The sequence below is a fragment of the Proteus sp. MB838 genome, assembly GCF_054767435.1.
This window is the reverse complement of record NZ_BAABMO010000002.1, coordinates 33456-54354: the sequence shown is the minus strand read 5'-3', so window position 1 is coordinate 54354 and position 20899 is coordinate 33456. Positions and strand designations below refer to the sequence as shown.

General features: G+C 39.1%; 18 protein-coding genes and 1 pseudogene. 11 read left to right on the top strand and 8 right to left on the bottom strand.

The window, feature by feature from the left end; translation table 11 throughout:
* Positions 1–18 precede the first annotated feature (18 nt).
* On the top strand, positions 19–609 hold the full coding sequence (gene cobO, locus ACYUCW_RS01130) for a cob(I)yrinic acid a,c-diamide adenosyltransferase (RefSeq protein ID WP_004243052.1): 591 nt from the start codon (positions 19–21) through the stop codon (positions 607–609).
* Between the two features lie 52 nt (positions 610–661).
* Here cobO and ACYUCW_RS01125 read toward each other — a convergent pair whose 3' ends face one another.
* The 4 genes from ACYUCW_RS01125 to rnm all read right to left on the bottom strand — a co-directional run bounded on the left by ACYUCW_RS01125 (position 662) and on the right by rnm (position 4605).
* On the bottom strand, positions 662–1573 hold the full coding sequence (locus ACYUCW_RS01125; protein ID WP_460408094.1) for a hypothetical protein: 912 nt from the start codon (positions 1571–1573) through the stop codon (positions 662–664).
* Positions 1574–1806: 233 nt separating this feature from the next.
* Positions 1807–2733 (bottom strand): 23S rRNA pseudouridine(2605) synthase RluB, encoded by a 927-nt coding sequence (rluB, locus tag ACYUCW_RS01120; protein WP_004243055.1) that lies wholly within the window; start codon positions 2731–2733, stop codon positions 1807–1809.
* Between the two features lie 366 nt (positions 2734–3099).
* Positions 3100–3720: an L-threonylcarbamoyladenylate synthase gene (locus tag ACYUCW_RS01115; protein ID WP_004243057.1), complete on the bottom strand. Its 621-nt coding sequence runs from the start codon at positions 3718–3720 to the stop codon at positions 3100–3102.
* A 24-nt stretch (positions 3721–3744) separates the two neighbouring features.
* Entirely contained in the window at positions 3745–4605 is an 861-nt protein-coding gene (rnm, locus tag ACYUCW_RS01110) for an RNase RNM (RefSeq protein ID WP_004243058.1), read from the bottom strand.
* 318 nt (positions 4606–4923) lie between these two features.
* Between rnm and ACYUCW_RS01105 the strand changes: the two genes are divergently transcribed.
* The 6 genes and pseudogenes from ACYUCW_RS01105 (at position 4924) to ACYUCW_RS01080 (ending at position 12074) form a co-directional block, all read left to right on the top strand.
* Positions 4924–6501: an anthranilate synthase component 1 gene (locus ACYUCW_RS01105; RefSeq protein WP_036918383.1), complete on the top strand. Its 1578-nt coding sequence runs from the start codon at positions 4924–4926 to the stop codon at positions 6499–6501.
* A pseudogene (gene trpD, locus ACYUCW_RS01100) lies at positions 6501–8094 on the top strand (bifunctional anthranilate synthase glutamate amidotransferase component TrpG/anthranilate phosphoribosyltransferase TrpD). Before ACYUCW_RS01105 ends, trpD begins: the two are co-directional and overlap by 1 nt.
* A 5-nt stretch (positions 8095–8099) precedes the next feature.
* Positions 8100–9473, top strand: a complete 1374-nt coding sequence (gene trpCF / locus ACYUCW_RS01095; protein WP_017827687.1) for a bifunctional indole-3-glycerol-phosphate synthase TrpC/phosphoribosylanthranilate isomerase TrpF — start codon at positions 8100–8102, stop codon at positions 9471–9473.
* A gap of 16 nt (positions 9474–9489) precedes the next feature.
* Positions 9490–10680 (top strand): tryptophan synthase subunit beta, encoded by a 1191-nt coding sequence (gene trpB / locus ACYUCW_RS01090; protein WP_460408091.1) that lies wholly within the window; start codon positions 9490–9492, stop codon positions 10678–10680.
* Positions 10680–11489 carry a tryptophan synthase subunit alpha gene (trpA, locus tag ACYUCW_RS01085; RefSeq protein WP_004243068.1) on the top strand — a complete coding sequence of 270 codons (810 nt, stop codon included), beginning with the start codon at positions 10680–10682 and terminating at the stop codon, positions 11487–11489. Before trpB ends, trpA begins: the two co-directional genes overlap by 1 nt.
* 270 nt (positions 11490–11759) lie before the next feature.
* Positions 11760–12074, top strand: a complete 315-nt coding sequence (locus tag ACYUCW_RS01080; protein WP_004243069.1) for a BON domain-containing protein — start codon at positions 11760–11762, stop codon at positions 12072–12074.
* Positions 12075–12725: 651 nt separating this feature from the next.
* On the opposite strand, the gene ompW is transcribed toward ACYUCW_RS01080, so the two are convergent.
* Entirely contained in the window at positions 12726–13367 is a 642-nt protein-coding gene (gene ompW, locus ACYUCW_RS01075; RefSeq protein WP_004248133.1) for an outer membrane protein OmpW, read from the bottom strand.
* Between the two features lie 443 nt (positions 13368–13810).
* On the opposite strand from ompW, the gene ACYUCW_RS01070 reads away from it, so the two are divergent.
* The gene (locus ACYUCW_RS01070) at positions 13811–14572 is read left to right on the top strand and encodes a YciC family protein (RefSeq protein WP_004243072.1); all 762 of its coding nucleotides are present in this window, start codon (positions 13811–13813) and stop codon (positions 14570–14572) included.
* Positions 14573–14704: 132 nt separating this feature from the next.
* Here ACYUCW_RS01070 and ACYUCW_RS01065 read toward each other — a convergent pair whose 3' ends face one another.
* Positions 14705–16489 carry a SulP family inorganic anion transporter gene (locus tag ACYUCW_RS01065; protein WP_004248134.1) on the bottom strand — a complete coding sequence of 595 codons (1785 nt, stop codon included), beginning with the start codon at positions 16487–16489 and terminating at the stop codon, positions 14705–14707.
* Between the two features lie 305 nt (positions 16490–16794).
* On the opposite strand from ACYUCW_RS01065, the gene ACYUCW_RS01060 reads away from it, so the two are divergent.
* On the top strand, positions 16795–17448 hold the full coding sequence (locus ACYUCW_RS01060; protein WP_004243074.1) for a septation protein A: 654 nt from the start codon (positions 16795–16797) through the stop codon (positions 17446–17448).
* 73 nt (positions 17449–17521) lie between these two features.
* Complete coding sequence (yciA, locus tag ACYUCW_RS01055) at positions 17522–17953, top strand: acyl-CoA thioester hydrolase YciA (RefSeq protein ID WP_004243075.1); 432 nt, start codon at positions 17522–17524, stop codon at positions 17951–17953.
* Between the two features lie 99 nt (positions 17954–18052).
* Here yciA and tonB read toward each other — a convergent pair whose 3' ends face one another.
* Positions 18053–18778: a TonB system transport protein TonB gene (tonB, locus tag ACYUCW_RS01050; protein WP_012367972.1), complete on the bottom strand. Its 726-nt coding sequence runs from the start codon at positions 18776–18778 to the stop codon at positions 18053–18055.
* 115 nt (positions 18779–18893) lie between these two features.
* Positions 18894–19073 (bottom strand): YciY family protein, encoded by a 180-nt coding sequence (locus tag ACYUCW_RS01045; protein ID WP_004248137.1) that lies wholly within the window; start codon positions 19071–19073, stop codon positions 18894–18896.
* 307 nt (positions 19074–19380) lie between these two features.
* On the opposite strand from ACYUCW_RS01045, the gene cls reads away from it, so the two are divergent.
* Positions 19381–20841, top strand: a complete 1461-nt coding sequence (cls, locus tag ACYUCW_RS01040) for a cardiolipin synthase (RefSeq protein WP_004248139.1) — start codon at positions 19381–19383, stop codon at positions 20839–20841.
* The last annotated feature ends 58 nt before the right edge of the window (positions 20842–20899 follow it).

Here is a 20899-nt window from a genome sequence, read left to right as displayed (position 1 = left end):
GAATATAAGGTTTATCCTATGAGTGATGCACAACACCAACAGCGCCAACAACGTTTGAAAGAAAAAGTTGATGCCCGAATTGCGCAGGCGCAACGCGAACAAGGCATTTTGATGATTTTTACTGGTAATGGTAAAGGGAAAACCACCGCCGCCATGGGAACCGCTACACGTGCGGTTGGTCATCATAAAAAAGTCGGTGTTGTGCAATTTATTAAAGGGACATGGGAAAATGGAGAACGTAATCTTTTAGAACAAGCCGGCGTTCCCTTCTATGTTATGGAAACCGGTTTTACATGGGAAACTCAAGATAAAGCTGCCGATACACAAGCCTGTTTAAATACTTGGCAATATGCACTGCAATTACTCAATTCACCTGACTATGATTTAGTTGTCTTAGATGAACTTACTTATATGATCAGTTTTCATTATCTACCACTTGAAGATGTGGTTGCGGCTATTACTTCTCGTCCTGATCATCAAAGTGTTATTATTACAGGACGAGGCTGTCATAGACAATTAATAGAATTAGCTGACACCGTTACGGAAATGCGTCCTATTAAGCATGCGTTTGACAGTGGTATCAAAGCACAAAAAGGAATTGATTGGTAAAATAAATGCGTATAATAAACTCGTATTATGTGTTCAGATTGCCGTAATATATTTATATCAATACCGGTTCACCTAATATACCTGCACCAAATATTCTTCCGGTCTCTTTTATTAATTGAAAGTAGGCTTCTTTATCATCCAGTATATCATTTTGTATTTGTTGGCTATAAATCCATGCCATAGACATGATATGCAGATGATAAATATTATAAAGCTCTTGTTTCTTATCAGGATCACGAGACGCTAAATACGAGTAAACTATTTCATAAATAGTATTAGCTTCTTGGACTAATTCTTTATTATTAAAATTTATTTCACTCAGTGTAGGATTAAAATCCTCAGTACGTGTATCTTTTTCATTTATCCAACTAAACTGTTCTTTCTTAGCTTGTTTGGTTAATAAATCGTGATTATTATCGAAATGAATACCATAAGGATATTTGGCTAAAAACGTTTGAAACTCCTCTTGAGAGAAGCATTTAGTCAATACATTGCCTACCCCAGAATTCTTCCAATCTGGTAAATAAGGAGGAATAGGCTCATTTAATGGAATGTCACAACGAAAGATATTGTTGTCGATAAACACAGCATCTGTGCTATTAATGGCACCATGTATTAATTGTCCATTGATCCAAACAGAGCGCGTATCTAAATAAAAGTGTTCTTTATTTTCTTCTGAAGTAAACACGGAAGTAAAGCTATAGTATATTTCCTGAGAGGGATGAATAATCCCCCCATTATTTCCAGGGTAAACCATAAATACTTTCTTTTCACCTGAGTTTGATTCTAATATATGCTCTCCATTGGTTAATGTTATTTTTTTTACCTCACCTTTATTAATCGAAAAATGATTAGTATCAATTTTAAATTGTAACGGCACATTGTTATTGTTACTGATATAAAAAATGCCTGTTTGTGTTGTCGATGTTGTTGCCTCATCACAGCCTAAACTAAGAAAGTTCATACACAACACTGTTGTTAAATAAATATAACGATGCATATTATCGCGTATACCTTATCGTAATAAATACAAATAAAATATTAATATGATAGAAACAGCTTATCATCGTATTAATATAAGCATCATAGTTTTATTTATTATAAAAATAAAGCTATCAAAAAAAGAAGTCTGCTAAAAATTAGCAGACTTCTGTATCTAACTGAAAATTTAATTTGAATTTATCAATAATTATTCGTTTATTTGCTTTTACTTCCCGCTGATTGGCGGCGGCTTGAGGCACGCTTAGCCGGTGAAGTTGAAGTACGCGCAGAAATTTTGGTATGGCGTTTCACCGCCCGACGAATTTGATTTGCTTTAATTCGACGCTGATCTTTTTCGACAGCCACTTTGGTTACTGTCTCATCGTTTAGTTCCACCAGCTGGCGTAAATAGTTAATTTGATTTAAGCCTAGCTCAACCCATCCGCCACGTGGAAGTCCTTTAGGCAAATCAATATCACCATAACGAACACGAATAAGGCGACTAACCTGCACACCTACCGCTTCCCACATACGACGGACTTCTCGATTGCGTCCTTCCGTTAGCGATACATTGTACCATTGGTTAATGCCTTCACCGCCGCGATAAGAAACTGAACGGAATGATGCCGGCCCATCTTCTAATTGTACCCCACGAGTCAATTGACGAATTTTTGCATCATCAATTTCACCAAAAACACGTACCGCATATTCACGCTCAACTTCACGACTTGGGTGCATTAAGCGATTGGCTAACTCACCATCAGTGGTAAAGAGTAATAAACCACTGGTGTTAACATCAAGACGACCAACGGCTATCCAACGCGCACTATTTAAACGCGGAAGACGTTGGAATACGGTCGGTCTGCCCTGTGGATCACTACGTGTACATAGCTCACCTTCTGGCTTGTAATAAGCTAACACTCGACAAACATCTTTTTGTGCTTCGCGAATACTTAATATACGACCATCTAAACGGATTTTGGCTGTAGAATTGGCATCAATACGATCGCCTAATTTTGCCTTCACGCCATCAATACTGATACGGCCTTCTTGAAGATAGCCTTCAATCTCACGTCGAGAACCATGACCAGAACGAGCAAGAATTTTTTGTAATTTTTCAGTACGTTGCGATTTATCGCTCATGAAACAACCTCATGTGTCGCCTTCACAGGCGTCATAAAATAAATTAGTTTTAAAATCAATCAGGTAAAAAATAACCCATGTTTATTAAACTGTTTAACAAACACAGGTCTATTGATTCAGGGATAAGCCATGCCAAAGTGACAATAAAATGAGCATGACAAATAAAATCGTGTTGATAAAATAACGCCTTAGGCTTCCATCGTTACTATGCCGTTTACTTCAAAAACAGCTTTCTTGATGTCACTAACCACAAGATGCGCCCAATGGCTTTATCGCAGTGCGTAAATTTAACACAAGCAATAAATCTCTTCACCTTTTATCTCACTATAATAAGTCCCCTATGATGCATTTACCAAATTTAAAAGGTTATTGAAAAGGCGTAATATCGCCCATTCCTTCACGGACAATAACGGGGCTATCTTCTGTTAAATCAATCACCGTGGTTGGCTTTTGCCCCAAGTAACCGCCGTGGATCACTAAATCAACCTGTTTACCCAATAAGTCATTAATCTCTTCCGGATCTGACTCTGCAAAATCATTACCCGGTAATATTAAGCTGGTAGACATTAATGGCTCACCGATATTTTCCAATAATGCCAGCGCAATAGGATTAGAAGGTACACGTAAACCAATTGTTTTACGTTTATCATTCATTAAACGCTTAGGTACATCTTTGGTGGCTTTTAAAATAAAGGTGTAGTTACCAGGCGTATTATTTTTAATTAAACGGAAAACAACATTATCAACATAGGCATAAGTGGCAATTTCTGATAAATCTCGACACATTAGAGTGAAATTATGATGTTTATCGAGTTGGCGAATTCGACAAATACGCGTCATCGCATCTTTATTATCCAAACAACAACCTATCGCATAGCCTGAATCTGTTGGATAAATTACCACTCCGCCTTTGCGTAAAACATCCGCACTTTGTTCAATTAAACGAGCCTGCGGATTATCAGGGTGAATGTAAAAAAGTTGGCTCATATATCCCTCAACGACTTTTTGATGTTATCCCTGCCATAATGTCCATACAGGTTCAACATTAGCGGGTAACCATAAATTACGTCCTAGCTCTATCCACGAGCAAGGGCGATGAAAATCAGAACCTAACGAAGCTTTAAGATCATAAGCTTGTGCTAAAGCTGCGTGTTGTTCTCGCTCTTGTGGTGGTTGTTGGCATTGTGCCACTTCTATAGCATCACCACCTTGTTGTTTAAAATAAAGCACTAATCGCTTTAACCATTTAGAGGATAGACCATAGCGACCAGGATGTGCCAATACCGCAACTCCCCCCGCTTGATGAATAGCCGTGACAGCGTCACCAATTGAGCACCATTGTGGCGGTACATAACCTGTTTTTCCTTTTGCTAAATAGCGTTTAAATACTTTATTGACCGATGCCACATGCCCTTCATTAACCAAAAAACGCGCAAAGTGTCCTCGTGTCACTTGCCCGCCTTTCGCTAGGGCACTTGCCCCTTCCCATGCCCCAGCAATACCCGCTTTAGCTAAACGTTCGCCGATCATTTTAGCGCGAGTTTCACGGCATTGACTCTGTTTTGCTAGGCATGTCGTCATGGCTTGATGTTCGATATCAATCTGTAATCCAACAATATGGATTTCTATATTCTCCCACAAAGTCGATATCTCGACACCTGATATCAAAGTTAAAGGTAAACTTTTTTCTGCAATATAATTTTTGGCAGGTTGGATAGCAGCAGTAGTATCGTGATCGGTTATCGCTAATACCGTAATTTGTTTTTCAATGGCTCTATCGATTAATTCATCAGGTGAGAGCTCGCCATCTGATGCAGTAGTATGGCTATGCAGATCATAAATCACGCGTAAATCAGATAGCAATTCAGTCATTCCTTCTCCCTGTTTATCCTCAGTGATACAACGAATTTTTAAGAGTATGCCATAAAGTACTTGACGAACCCAATATAATCCAGTTTACTAGTACACAACATGAGCTAGTCTATTAAATATAAACTTATCATCCGCTGTAAGGAGATCTTATGAATATCAATCAACATATTATTGCTCTGTGGTGGCGCAAAACTCTTTTATGGGCGGTTTGATCTCCTGCTTAGCATCAGTGATATCTAAAACCCGCCTACCGCGGGTTTTTTTATATGCCAATTTTGTGCTTATCAGCACCAGAAAAAAGAAAATAGAGCGATAATAATGAATACTTCACTTGCATTCCCATTAACAACTAAGGTAACGGCATTGCCTTATCACAGCGAGCCGGCGTTACTTTTCAATACGTTGTGTGAACATCGTCATCACACCTTATTGTTAGAATCCGCACAAATTGATACCAAAGCCAATTTAAAAAGTTTGTTAATCGTTGATAGTGCATTGCGTATTAGTGCAAACAAAAATCAAGTGACTGTCGATGCGTTAAGTCTCAACGGCCAATATATCTTAGCGTTATTAAAAAACGCACTAAAAGAAAAAAGCACACTCTCCGTAGAGCGAGCGGAACAATGTGTATTTACTTTTGCATCATCATCTTTCCCACAAGATGAAGAGAGCAAGTTAAAAGCGGCTAGCGTATTTGATGTTTTACGTTTTTTCCTAGCAAATAGCACCGCAAAAGAAGCCAATGCTGTTTTTGTGGGAGGGTTATTTGCCTATGACTTAGTGAACGGATTTGAATCCTTACCTGATTTAGAAGCGGTTTTTTCTTGTCCTGACTACTGTTTTTATTTAGCTGAACAGTTAATTGTGATCGACCATCAACATCATCATAGCCAATTAATTTCCGTTGCCTTTACGGATAATCCACAAGAGTGTCAGCGTCTTGATACCCGTCAGGCACAATTAGTTGCACTCGCACAGCAACCTTTAAAACAACCACAACGTCAACCATTAACACCTCAGCAAGCGGTTGTAAGTAGCAATATGAATGACGAAGAGTATGGTGCTATTGTTGAAGCGATGAAAACTTATATTCGTCGTGGCGATATTTTCCAAGTTGTTCCATCGCGCCGTTTTCAAATTAACTGCCCTTCACCACTGGCTGCCTATCAAGTTTTGAAACAAAAAAACCCCAGTCCCTATTTGTTTTATATGCAAGATGCGTTATTTACCGTTTTTGGTGCGTCACCTGAAAGTGCGTTGAAATATCAAGCAAGTGATCGCCAAATTGAAATTTATCCTATCGCAGGTACACGCCCAAGAGGTCGCAATGCCGACGGCTCAATCAATGCTGATTTAGATAGCCGCATTGAGCTTGAAATGCGCACAGATACCAAAGAGTTATCAGAACACCTTATGTTGGTTGATTTAGCACGCAACGATTTAGCGCGAATCTGCCAAGCTGGAAGCCGTTATGTCGCCGAATTAACCAAAGTAGATCGCTACGCTTTTGTTATGCACTTAGTATCAAGAGTGGTAGGAACATTACGTCATGACTTAGATATTTTTCATGCCTATCAAGCCTGTATGAATATGGGGACACTCTCAGGAGCACCGAAAGTCAGTGCTATGCAACTGATTGCACAATATGAAAAAACCAAACGAGGCAGTTATGGCGGTGCAATTGGCTACTTTACTGGTAACGGTGATTTTGATACTTGCATAGTTATTCGTTCTGCTTATGTAGAAAAAGATATTGCAACTATTCAAGTGGGCGCTGGTATTGTGCTCGATTCTGATCCCAAAATGGAGGCAGAAGAAACTCGCAATAAATCACAAGCGGTTATCAATGCCATTTTACAGGCGCATGCTGAAACTCACATGCAGGAGGCTTGCTAATGGCGACGCTCTTACTACTCGATAATATCGACTCTTTTACTTATAACTTAGTCGACCTTTTACGCAGTCAACATCATCAAGTGATCATCTATCGCAATGATGTCAGTGCTTCTTTTATCGAAAAACAATTAAACCTGTTAGATAACCCTATTCTTATGTTGTCTCCCGGCCCTGGTACACCATCACAAGCGGGTTGTATGCCTGAGCTACTTAATCGCATGTTAGGTAAATTGCCTATTATTGGTATCTGTTTAGGGCATCAAGCCATTATTGAAGCTTATGGCGGTAAAGTCTCTTCTTGTGGAGAAATTTTACACGGTAAAGCTACGCTCGCCACCCATGATGGGCAAGCGATGTTTGAACATCTGCCAAATCCTCTACCCGTCGCTCGTTATCATTCACTCTCTGGCGAAATTGTACCTGAGCAACTTATCGTCAATGCGTGGTGTGATAACACCGTGATGGCCGTGCGCCATCGCCAACATCGAACTTGTGGTTTTCAGTTTCATCCAGAATCAATTTTAACCACTAAAGGCGCACAACTTTTACAACAAACCATTGCATGGGCACAAGCACCAAGAGGAGACGCATAATATGGATACTATCTTCAATAAATTATTTGCAGGACAACAATTAAGCTTAGAAGAGAGCCAAACACTGTTTAGTGCGATTATTCGTGGTGAATTAACAGAATCACAGTTAGCAGCCGTATTGATTAGTATGAAAATGCGTGGTGAGCACCCTCAAGAGATTGCCGGAGCGGCTCGTGCCCTATTGGATAATGCCTCTCCTTTTCCACGCCCAGATTATCTATTTTGCGATATTGTGGGTACTGGCGGCGATGGAGCCAATAGCATCAATATTTCAACAGCCAGTGCGTTTGTCGCGGCAGAAATTGGTCTAAAAGTGGCTAAACATGGTAATCGTAGCGTGTCTAGTCGCTCAGGATCATCAGATTTATTAGCGGCATTTGGTATTCCGCTAGATAAAAGTGCCAACGATGCCCGCCAATTGTTAGATGAAATTGGACTATGCTTTTTATTTGCGCCGCTTTATCACAGTGGTTTTCGCTTTGCCGCCCCTGTGCGCCAACAGCTAAGAACACGCACGCTCTTTAATGTGTTAGGCCCATTAATTAATCCAGCGCGTCCGCCTTTAGCATTAATTGGTGTTTATAGTCCTGAATTATTAATGCCTATTGCAGATACCTTAAATGTCTTGGGCTACAAACGTGCGGCAGTGGTCCATAGTGGTGGAATGGATGAAGTGTCATTACATGCTCCCACACAAGTGGCTGAGTTACACAATGGGGAAATCACTCGTTATCAATTAACCCCAAGTGATTTTGGTCTGCGTCCTTGTGCGATAAGTGATCTTGAAGGCGGTACACCTGAGGTTAATCGCCAATTATTGGCTAATTTACTGCAAGGACAAGGTAAACGCGCGCACACTGAATCCGTCGCTGCCAATGTCGCCTTATTAATGCGTTTACACGGACAAGAAGATTTGAAAGCCAATACCGAAGTTGCTATGCACGCAATCTATAGCGGTAAAACCATTAATCGAGTTAATGCGCTAGCCGCAAGAGGATAAAAATAATGACTGTATTAAATGCCATTGTTAAAGATAAAGCCGAATATTTAGTTGCACGTAAAGCACAGCAACCTTTATCAACCTTTATAGATAAGATTGCGCCATCGACACGCTCATTTTATCAAGCATTAACACAATCACACCCAGTGTTTATTTTAGAGTGTAAAAAAGCATCGCCTTCAAAAGGGATTATTCGCTCTGATTTTGATCCCGTTGCCATTGCGAAAATTTATCAACCCTATGCAGCCGCTATTTCGGTACTGACTGATGAAAAATATTTTCAAGGCAGTTTTGATTATTTACGTCAAGTCAGTGATGCCGTTCATCAACCTGTTTTATGTAAAGATTTTATTATCGATGAATACCAAATTTATTTAGCTCGTTTTTACCAAGCTGATGCCATTTTATTAATGCTTTCTGTTCTTAATGATGAACAGTATCGTGCGCTTAGTGCCGTTGCTCACCAATTAAACATGGGAGTATTAACAGAAGTGAGCACCGAAGAAGAGCGTCAGCGAGCCATTGAGCTTAAAGCAAAAGTGATCGGGATTAATAATCGTAATTTACGTGATCTCTCTATTGATTTATCCCGTACCGAACAACTTAGCCAAGGTTTACCGCAAGAGGCTATTGTTATCAGCGAATCTGGAATTCATACCCATCAACAAGTTAAAACACTAAGTCAATATGCTAATGGCTTTTTAGTGGGTAGTGCCTTGATGTCACAAGAGAATATTGCCCAAGCGGTAAGAGCACTTATTTTGGGAAAGCATAAAGTGTGCGGCTTAACCCGTACACAAGATGTTAAAGCGGCCTATCAAGCGGGTGCCTATTATGGAGGATTAATTTTTGCTGAGAAATCACCACGAAGAGTGACACTGTCACAAGCGCAATTATTGATAACACAAGCGCCATTAGCTTTTGTGGGCGTTTTTCAAAACCAATCTATTGAGCTTATTTGTGACTATGCTAAACAACTTAATTTATCTGCGGTTCAGTTACATGGCGCTGAAGATGCACAATTTATAGCCCAACTAAGGGAAAAAATCGCCCCACAATGTGAAATTTGGCAAGCGCTTAATATGGCTTATCACCATGATATTCAGCACATTGCGCAAGTTAACAAATATGTATTAGATAATGGTACGGGTGGCACAGGCAACACCTTTGATTGGCAAACTATTCCGCCTACTTTACGCCATAAAGCATTACTTGCAGGTGGCCTAAACAGTGATAACTGTTTAGATGCTCTAAACACCGGTTGCTTAGGACTTGATTTTAATTCAGGGGTGGAATCTTCAGCAGGTATCAAAGATCCACAACGTCTATCGCAAGTCTTTACACAATTACAACAAAGCAAATTTTCACAAAATTTCTGACAAGGACAACATCACAATGAGAAAACTTAATCCCTACTTTGGTGAGTTTGGTGGTCAATATGTACCAGAAATATTGATCCCTGCATTAGATCAACTTGAACAAGCCTTTATTGACGCACAAAACGATCCGTCATTTCAGCAAGAGTTTCAAGATCTACTCAAAAATTATGCAGGTAGACCAACGGCACTGACACTCTGTCGCAATTTGACCCAAGGTACTCGTACCCGTTTATATCTAAAACGTGAAGATTTATTGCATGGCGGTGCTCATAAAACAAACCAAGTATTAGGCCAAGCACTGCTAGCAAAACGGATGGGAAAAACAGAGATTATTGCAGAAACGGGCGCTGGGCAACATGGTGTTGCCACTGCGTTAGCTTGTACTCTGTTAAATATGAAGTGCCGTATTTATATGGGGGCAAAAGATGTTGAACGTCAATCACCCAATGTATTTCGTATGCGTTTAATGGGTGCCGAAGTTATTCCGGTGCATAGTGGTTCATCAACATTAAAAGATGCGTGTAATGAAGCGTTACGTGACTGGTCTGGTTGCTACGAGCGTGCTCACTACTTATTAGGCACTGCGGCAGGCCCACATCCTTATCCCACTATTGTTCGCGAATTCCAGCGCATGATTGGGGATGAAGCTAAGGCGCAAATTTTAGCCCGTGAAGGTCGTCTCCCTGATGCCGTTATCGCCTGTATTGGCGGTGGCTCTAACGCCATTGGCTTATTCGCCTCATTTATACCAGAAACCTCAGTACAATTAATTGGTGTTGAGCCGGCAGGAAAAGGGATCGAAACAGGAGAGCACGGAGCACCATTAAAACATGGCAAGTTAGGCATTTATTTCGGTATGAAATCACCGATTATGCAAACCGAAGAAGGCCAAATTGAAGAGTCCTATTCTATTTCTGCAGGATTAGATTTCCCATCCGTAGGCCCGCAACATGCGCATTTAAACAGCATTGGCCGTGCCGATTATGTTTCTGTAACAGATGATGAAGCCATTGAGGCTTTTAAAACGCTATCACGCCGTGAAGGGATCATCCCCGCATTAGAATCGTCACATGCTCTGGCCTATGCGTTGAAACTGATTGCCCAAAATCCAGATAAAGAACAACTCTTAATTGTCAATTTATCCGGACGAGGTGACAAAGATATTTTTACTGTTAACGATATTTTAGCTGCACGAGGAGAAATTTAATGAGCCGTTATCAATTATGCTTTGAAGCATTAGCACAAAAACAACAAGGCGCGTTTGTTCCCTTTGTCACTTTAGGTGATCCCGATGCTGAACTGTCGTTAAAAATTATTGACGCATTAATTGAAGGGGGTGCAGATGCGTTAGAGATAGGCATTCCATTTTCTGATCCACTGGCTGATGGCCCTACTATTCAAGGGGCAAACTTACGGGCATTAAATGCTAATGTCACCCCAACCCTATGTTTTGAGTTATTAAGCCAGATCCGCCAAAAACACCCCACTATTCCGATTGGACTATTGGTGTATGCAAATCTTGTTTTTAGCAATGGCGTTGATAATTTTTACCATAAATGCCAACAAGCGGGTGTTGATTCAGTACTGATTGGTGATGTTCCCTTGCGTGAAGCAAAACAATTTCGAGAAGCGGCATTAAGCGCGAATATTGCCCCGATTTTTATTTGCCCGCCCAATGCAGATGATGAGTTATTACAAGAGTTAGCCACCAGCGCAGAGGGATATACTTATCTATTATCAAGAGCCGGTGTTACGGGGACAGATAAACGAGCAGAACAGTCACTCACTCATTTAACCAGTAAACTTAAAGCTTATAATGCACCACCTGCATTACAAGGTTTTGGTATTTCTGAGCCACAACAAGTTTCACAGGCCATTAGTAATGGTGCATTTGGCGCTATCTCAGGATCAGCCGTTGTACAAATTATTGAAAATAACCTACATCAACCTGATGTGATGTTAAAAATGTTGACGCAGTTTGTGCAACAAATGAAAGCCGCAACAATAAGCGTTTAAGTCTAAAATTATTATCGCCGTCTGCTTAGAGAAAACTTTTTCCTAAGCAGATTTTTCCTAATTTAATCATTAACAATCGACCATCACTTCCCCATCAGCCTCTATTCATAGCGCGAGTAATGCTTGATTCGCCTAAACAAGCATAAAACTATTTTTGCTCAGTCAGTTGGCAATCTGTCATTTCTTGCACATACTTTATATAGGGTATACAGCTTTAGGTTTTCTATTCAGTAGTACTCAATCAATAATGTCATTATAAGGAGTTTGATAATGAAACTATGGGCAAAAATTTCTACCGTATTAGCGGCATTACTTATGGCCATGACTTTATCTGCATGCTCTCCAACGGCAACATCAGAAGGCACTGGGGGATATTTTGATGACTCGGTGATCACCACTAAAGTAAAAACAGCTTTAATTGGTGAGAAAAACCTAAACTCAACACAAATTAGCGTTGAGACATTTAAAGGTAAAGTTCAGTTAAGTGGTTTTGTCTCTTCACAGGCTGATGCAAATCGCGCCATAGAAACCGCACGTAAAGTCACTGGCGTTAAAGGTGTCATTAACTCAATGGTTATCCGTTAAGCTATTTTTTATAAGTCAGTAAGAAAAAAGCCACTTCGGTGGTTTTTTTCTTGTCTCATCTAAAGCAATCCACACTCTTTGGTATGAAGATCAATTTTTGACAAATTCTCTGTTTTACTAAAATAAGCCGTTTGTTTTTTGCGGGTAAATTATCCCCAAAAAACCGTTAAAACTAAAGTTATACTTATCTTTTTTCGATGTTATTTTCACCACACTGGTGACTTTCACTTAAATTTGATGCGACCATCATTTTCTTAATAGTACTATTCAATATCAGTAATAATATTTTTGGCCGATTTAGGCGCTATTTTTTAATTATTATTAGGCAATATCATGGGCAGATAAAACATGCAAATAAAATACATCTATACATTCCCATTTATGCGAGCCAATTAAATGCTCATCGAGAATAGTGATTATTTTTTTAACTAATAAAAAATATAAAGATGCATTTTTAATGCACCATTAAAATATACCTCTATTATTTTAGTTATAATCAGCTAAGCCTTAATACACATAATAGAGGTAATAAAATTTTTTAGTCTAAACACGATAACTGTAGATAAGCAATTATGATTAACACAGATAAAAAAAAAGCGGAGCCACTGCCCCGCTGATACTTAATAGCATATTCTGTTATTGCAAGAATAATTAGAAACGATAACCAACACCGAACATAAACACAAATGGGTCTAAGCGAGTATCCACTTTATAGTGGTTTCCATCGCCATCTTTAAATTTGACATCGGTTTCGATATTCATCCACCAAACAGAAGCGTTCAGCATCCAGTTTTTATCTAGGTTATAGTCTAAACCTGCTTGTGCTGCAAAGCCCCAAGAGTTTTTAAGATCAAGATCATTTAATCCAAGTTTGCCTACCGCTGGATTATTATTGAATTTTTCATCAAAGAAGGTCGTAAAGTTTAGACCAGCACCTAAATAAGGGCGTAATTTATCTTCAGCACCACCAAAGTAATACTGTGCCATTAATGTTGGTGGTAAATGTTTAACTTTAGCAATTTCGCCCACACCAGTTAAAGAAACTTTATGCTCAAAAGGTGTTGCTGCTAATAACTCAACCCCAATATTATCAGTTACCATATAACCAAAGGTTAAACCTAATTGAGTGTTGTTATTAGCATCAAAATGCCCACCTAATATAGTATCTGAACCTGTATTAGGACGAACTGTTGCAGTACCCGCACGGAATAAAAAATCACCCGCTTGATGAGCAAAAGAAATAGACGGTGCAAGTGTTGCAGCCGCTAGAATAAGCGCAGAAAGTTTTTTCATTATTTAACCCATTCCTGTAATAAGTAAAATCTCCGCTAAAATATACCCATTAATAAGTAATTATGATCTAATGCCGATCACAACTTTGGAATTATTTTTGCAGAAAGTGTTATTCCTCTCTTTATTATTTATGATGCTGATTATTTATAATTGATCCACATCAAATTTAGCATTAATACAATATTTTCTTATAATTAAATTTATTGTTTTTAAGAATCATTAAATAAAAGAACCTCATTAAAAGATGATATTTGACAACATCGTTATTTAATTGTTAATTTAATGTTTCATCTGATTTGATTATTTAATTTTCATTCACCAAACGAATGAAAAAAACCTTTCAATAACAATAGCTATAGAAATAACAGAAATGATCCCTTTTTGTTGTCTTAAAAGGTACAATATGTCCCATTGACTTAGTCTATTTGTATAGGAGCAGTTTCATGCCTACCCCGGCACGCACAATCTACCGTGATAGTCTTAACTTTTATAAAAATGAACAACGTAGCATTATCACGCTATCTGCAGTTTTGGCCCTCATTTTAGCTGTCATATATCTATTGGTTGGCCCTAATGCACAAGAATCACAAATAATTAATGACTTTATTATTAATTTTCAAAAAACCAGATTCGCTGATGTCTCACCCGCTGAATTAGAAGCGATGAATAACAGTGTTATTGGGGTATTTCAAAAGGTCTTACTGGTCTATGTTTTTGAGCTTTTTCAGCAAAGTATTCTGGTTTTAGTGATTTTAATGTTGGCAATGGCACTTTCTGCCGGTCATAACGTGACATTGAACCAAACGTTTAATGCCAGCTTACCCCGTTTACCGAAGATGTTTCTGCTAATTTTGCTCTGCTCTATTTTAATTAGTGCAGGCTTTATGTTGATTATCCCTGGTATCATTTTATTAGTGGGATTTGCACTAGCGCCAGTCGTACTGGTACGCCAACAATCTATTGGTAGCGCAATACGTCTAGGCTGGAAAATGGGCTTTGGTGAATCAGGGGCGCTGATCCCTGCCTTAGGAATTTGGATTTTATTACAATTTGGGATTGGCTTCTTAAGCAATATTACGGGGGAATTGCCTAACATGATCCACAAATTTTTATATTATTTTTTAAAGAATATTACGTCTGCATGGATGATTATTTATCTATTCCGTCTGTTTATGCTGACTGAAAATAAATATATCACCAAGTAACCCCCTCGCAGCAAACAATGCCGTGCTAATGTGATTAATAGATTAGCACGGCATTGTTATTAACATAATCATTTAAAAATAATCAATTAACCTTACACACCTATCCAGCCACTAAACCCCATGTTATTCATTCTATCCCCTCGTTTCCGTATCCTTGATGAAAGTGGCTTGGTTATCTTCAGCAAACGGCACTTGTTGTTGCTGTTTGTGTTTTTCTTTTATTTGTTGTCGACTTTGATATAAACGAATAACAAAATAGAGATCGGGGGCAATAATTAAATCATCATCATTGATAGTGATCTTGTTACGTGCAATCCAACGATTTAATTCTGTTCTGCGCCCAGCCAATACCAATTTAACGCCTTTGATCCTAAGCTCTCTAATTAGCTCATCAATAACAGCAAAAACACTCACATCGTCATAAGTAAAACTTACGGTAGCATCAACCGCTAACCATGCAGGACGTTGTGGCGCGCTGTCCACTAGCTGTAGTACCCGCTTTTTAAAATAGCCAACATTGAAATAGGTTAAGGGGGAATTAAAACGATACATCATCAATCCTGATATCGATTCAATGCCGTTACCTTGGTTGATTGAGTGGATCATTCCTTGTTCATCAACACCTAATAACTGATCACTTGGGCGGAATACAATACGTAAAAATTGCAATAACCCAAGTAACACAGCAAAACCAATGCCGTTAATCAATCCCGCTAACAACACCGCTAATAAAGTAAACGTTGCTAAGGTAAAAGCTTGTCGATTTCGTTTACGATAAGACCAAATATGACGAATACTTAGCAATGACCAAGAGGAAACAATCAGCACAACGCCTAAAGAAGATAACGGAATGTAGGCAATAAAGTCGGTCATAAAAAGCAACACAACTAAAATCACTAACGCTGCCACAATAGAGACCAATTGTGTTTTACCGCCAACAGAATCATTCACCGCAGTACGGCTACTGGCGGCACTTACTGCAAATCCTTGCGAAAGTGCCGATGCGATATTAGCAATGCCTAATGCCTTTAATTCTTGGTCGGCATCAACATCATAACCATTTTTGCTAGCAAAACTTCTTGCCGTCATCATAAAGCTAACAAAACTAATCACCGCAAGGTTAATAGAAGGAACAATTAATTCACGAAGTGATCCAAGATGAAAGCCACTCATTGAAACGATGGGTAAAAAGAGATCACCGTTGTCTGCTTCTTTATCAACAATAGCAATCCCATAATTGACTAAATCAAATTGCCAACTTAAATAGGTCATCACCACCATAGCAATTAATGGAGCGGGCCAACGTTGTCTAAAATGACGAATACCTAATAGTAATGCTAAGGTTAGCGCCGACATCAACAGTGTTGGCCAATGTGCTTCTTTTAATCGAAAAGGTACTTCAAGTAATTTTTCAATTAAATATTCTGGGGAGGTGGTAAAACCAAATACTTTACTCAATTGCCCCACCATGATAGTGATGGCAACGCCATTTAATAGACCTTGTAATATAGGTCTAGAGAGAAAGTCCGTAAATGCGCCAAAGCGAAAATGACTCGCAAGAATGCACCAAAAACCGGTCATTGCAGTCATTATAATGGCCAGTTGCCAACGGGTATTTTCATCCCCCGCAGAAAGAGGGATGACAACTGCGGCTATCACGGCACAAGTTGCAGCATCAGGGCCAGTAATTAATTGGCGTGAAGTGCCAAATAAAGCATACATGATCATGGGTAAGATACAGGCGTATAATCCCACAATGGCATTGATACCGAGTAATTCGGTATAAGCGATAGCAACAGGCAATGCAACCGCAGCAACAGAAAGCCCTGCTTTAATATCATATCCAAGATATTCACGCTGATAATTAAACAATAAGCCTAATCCAGGCATCCATTTTATTATTCTTTTTCCGTTCATTGATTTCCTCTTATCTGAATTACTTTTTCGCGCATTCATCAAAAAGTCGCGTGAAGAGATAATGGCTCAATGAATCATATACTAGAGTGATGTTTTAATCTCCTACCATAATCAATACTTTATCTTTAAATGACGCAAGATTAAATTAAACCTTATATTCAATGAGTTAATCTAATATAAAACCGCCATATTGTGATAAATAAGCCTGATCTTATTAAAGATATGCAATTGTTTACCCTTTTCATGTCGCTTTGCATTAGAATAACCTAGTTTATAAATTTAACGACAATAGGTTTCTATCGGTTATGAAAAACGGCTGGCTTAAGCAATTACTTGATTTCGCTCCACTATTAGTGTTTTTTATCTTTTATAAATGGCAAGATATTTTCTATGCTTCTGGCGCATTAATTGTAGCAACATGGATTTCAGTCGGTTTAACATGGCTTATTTTCCATAAAGTCGAAAAAGCACCACTGATCACCGCAATCGTTGTAACGATATTTGGTACATTGACTATCGCTTTCCATTCAGATGTCTTTATTAAATGGAAAGTCACCGCAATCTACGCCATTTTTGCGCTAGTGCTTATTGCGATGCAACTCTTTACGCCGAAAACATTAATGGAAAGAATGCTAGGTAAAGAATTAGCGATGCCAGCGACTAATTGGAAAAAACTCAATATCGCTTGGGTACTGTTCTTTTTAGCTTGTGCGCTGGGTAATCTTTATGTCGCATTTTCTTTATCTCAAGAAACTTGGGTAAACTTTAAAGTCTTTGGGTTAACAATATTAACCTTAATCTTTACTGTGATTAGTGTTGTGTATATCTGGAACAACCGGTTACCCGAAGAAGAGACGAAAGAGGAATCAACAGAAAGTCATACATCTGAAACATCAGATAACGGAACAACATCAACATCTAAAGTATTACATAAAGATGTGACATCTAAATCTGAATAATGACCTCTATTTTATCGGGAGACTGCCTCAAGGGAGTCTCCTTAGTTTTAACATTGATAGATAGTATTTCCCCATGACTGAACAACAATCTTTGCCTAATGGTGAGCTAGTATTACGTACGCTTGCCATGCCAGCTGATACTAACGCCAATGGTGATATTTTCGGTGGCTGGATAATGTCTCAAATGGACATTGGTGGTGCCATTTTAGCGAAAGAAATTGCCTTAGGTCGCGTTGTTACTGTAAGTGTAACAGGCATTACCTTTCTAAAACCTGTTGCCGTTGGCGACGTCGTTTGCTGCTATGCTCGTTGTTTAAAAACCGGTAACTCTTCAATTACTGTTAATATTGAAGTGTGGGTTAAAAAAGTAGCGACTGAGCCGGTAGGTCAACGGTATCGTGCCACTGAAGCCGTGTTTACTTATGTGGCAGTCGATGAGAATAATAGCGCTCGTCGCCTACCTGAAGGTAAAACCAATTTTACCTTAGCAAGTACCATGGAATAACCTTTTTAAGCTCAATAAAACCAACAAAAAAGGCACTTATCAAAAGTGCCTTTTTTTATCATTGAGTGATGTGACGCTTTATCAATCAATGGCTTCTTATTAACTTGCAGAAACACCATCTATATTAAAATCAATGATAACCACTTTACCTTTATAAGGGATTTTCTCATAACGCCATTGACGCATTGCTTTTCTCACTTCGCGCTCAAAGACATTTTTTGGGTTAGCAGAGAGAATTTCTACATTATCTACCCGTCCATCGGCATCGATATCAAAGCGTACTTTTATTGAACCCTCAATACCCACTGCCTTGGCACGAGGAGGATAGATAGGTAACCCTTGGCGAAGCACATTAGGTACTTTTCCTTCCCCTTGGCTAGTTGTCGCAACAGGCTTTTCCTCACCTTTATTACTCGGTGTAGCGTTGGGATTAAGATTTTTCATCTCATTTCCCTTGTTCAGCGCCAATGGCTGTTGCTGTGGCCGTTCGACAGGTGGCTTTGGTTTTTCCACCGGTTTTGGCTTAGGTTTTGGTTTCGGTTCGGGCTTCTTCTCTATCGGTTTTTCAATCACCGGTTTTACATCTGGGATCGGTTCTGGTTCTGGCTCAGGTTCTGGCTCGACAACAGGCTCAGGCTCCGGAGGCGTCACCTCTTCAACTACAGGCTCAGGCTCTCCTACCGGCTCATCTGCAGCAAAGGCTAGCATCTGTATAGAGATAGGTTCTGGTGCAATTGGCTTATCTTCTACAACATACAGTATGGCAGCCGCAACAAGCGAGGCATGCAAACACAGTGATATAAATACCCAAAGCTTAAAGCGCATAACTGATCTTATTTCACCTAAACAAAAAATAATGCCTCTAGTTTAAATGCAAATAGCAATCATATTCAATAACGTTTATCAAAATGATTGCTATAACAACTAAAAAAGCTAAAGATCAATTTAGTTCGGTGTATTGCACGAACAACAGCGCTCTATGTTTTCTAGAAGTATCAAGCTTACGCATTTGGTAAATACGTAAGTTACGGCGTGATTGACCCTCTAACCAACGGCGACGGCGACGTAACGCTTGTCTCATCATTCGCCAACGTGCCACTTCATTCCTGCTATGTCTCATTGCAATCAATACCTATTTTTTCAAATAAGTGGTGTATTATAGGACGTTCATTTTATGATCCAAGGGGGGATTGATAATTTGCCTTATTTTTTATTTATGCTTTATACCTTTCTCTCAAAAATAAAATGTATCAAAATAAGTATATAGCGACTTATTTGATGTTTATCTCTTACCAGAGAGATTTGACAGAGAAAATAATCCTGATTTAATAACAACATTTGGCAAATAATAGAAATAATGAACTATTGTTAGTAAATTGCCTCCGACCTATTCATGCGATTCTTTTTCAACGGAAAATAGCTTTACTATGACAACATTTTATACTGTATTAAGTTGGCTAACTTTTTTCTTCTATTGGCTATTGATCGCAGGGGTCACATTCCGTGTCCTAATGCATCGACGACCTGTCACCTCAACGATGACATGGCTACTGATTATTTATATCCTCCCTTTAGTCGGTGTTATCGCCTATTTTGCCTTTGGTGAACTTCATCTTGGTAAACGCCGTGTCGAACATGCTAGGCAGATGTGGCCTTCCGTAGTTGCCTGGCTTGAAGAATTAAAAAAGTGTAAACATATTTTCGCTAAACACTATAGTGATGTTGCGGAGCCCATCTTTCAGTTAACCGCTAAACGCCAAGGTATTAATGGTGTAAAAGGTAATAAGATCCAGCTACTAACAACTTGCGAAGACTCATTAAATGCCATCACGCGTGATATTAATAATGCGCGCGATAATATTGAAATGGTGTTTTATATCTGGCAATCCGGAGGATTGGTAGAGGAAGTCACTGAAGCCCTTATTCAAGCGGCTAAACGTGGTGTAAAATGTCGCATTATGGTGGATTCTGCAGGAAGCCGTAGTTTCTTTCGCACCAATGGTCCTGCAAGAATGCGAGCCGCCGGCATTGAATTTGTCGAGTCATTACAAGTCAATCTGTTCCGTTTCTTCTTGCGTCGTATGGACTTACGTCAGCATCGTAAAATAGTATTAATTGATAACTACATTTCCTATACCGGCAGTATGAATATGGTCGATCCACGCTATTTTAAACAAGATGCGGGTGTCGGTCAGTGGATTGATATTATGGTCAGAATGGAAGGCCCTGTTTCTACGACACTGGGTATTATTTATGCTTTCGACTGGGAAATGGAAACCGGTGAACGCCACTTACCACCGCCACCAGATAACAATATTATGCCATTTGAACAAGCAAATGGACATACTACACAGGTAATTGCCTCAGGCCCCGGCTTTCCTGAAGAACTCATTCAACAATCATTAATTACGGCCATCTATTCAGCCAGAAAAGAATTAGTCATGACAACCCCCTACTTCGTGCCAAGTGACGATCTGGCTCATGCCATTTCAACCGCCGCTATGCGTGGTGTTGATGTCAGTATTATTGTGCCACGAAGTAATGACTCTTTCCTGGTACGTTGGGCAAGCCGAGCCTTTTTTACTGAAATACTTGAGGCGGGTGTAAAAGTTTTTCAATTTGAAGATGGCCTATTACATACAAAAAGTGTAATGGTTGATGGTCAACTGAGTATGGTTGGCTCGGTTAACCTTGATATGCGTAGTTTATGGCTTAATTTTGAAATAACTGTTGTGATTGATGATGAATGTTTTGCTAGTGATCTTAGCATCGTACAATATGATTATATTGCACGTTCAACACAACTTACTCTTGATGAATGGGAAAAACGTCCATTTATGAATCGGGTGTTAGAACGCCTTTGTTATTTCTTTAGCCCACTTCTCTAGAAAGAGTGATACAATCAGCTCAGTAATTATATCAACAATAAAATAGTTAGCGAAAACA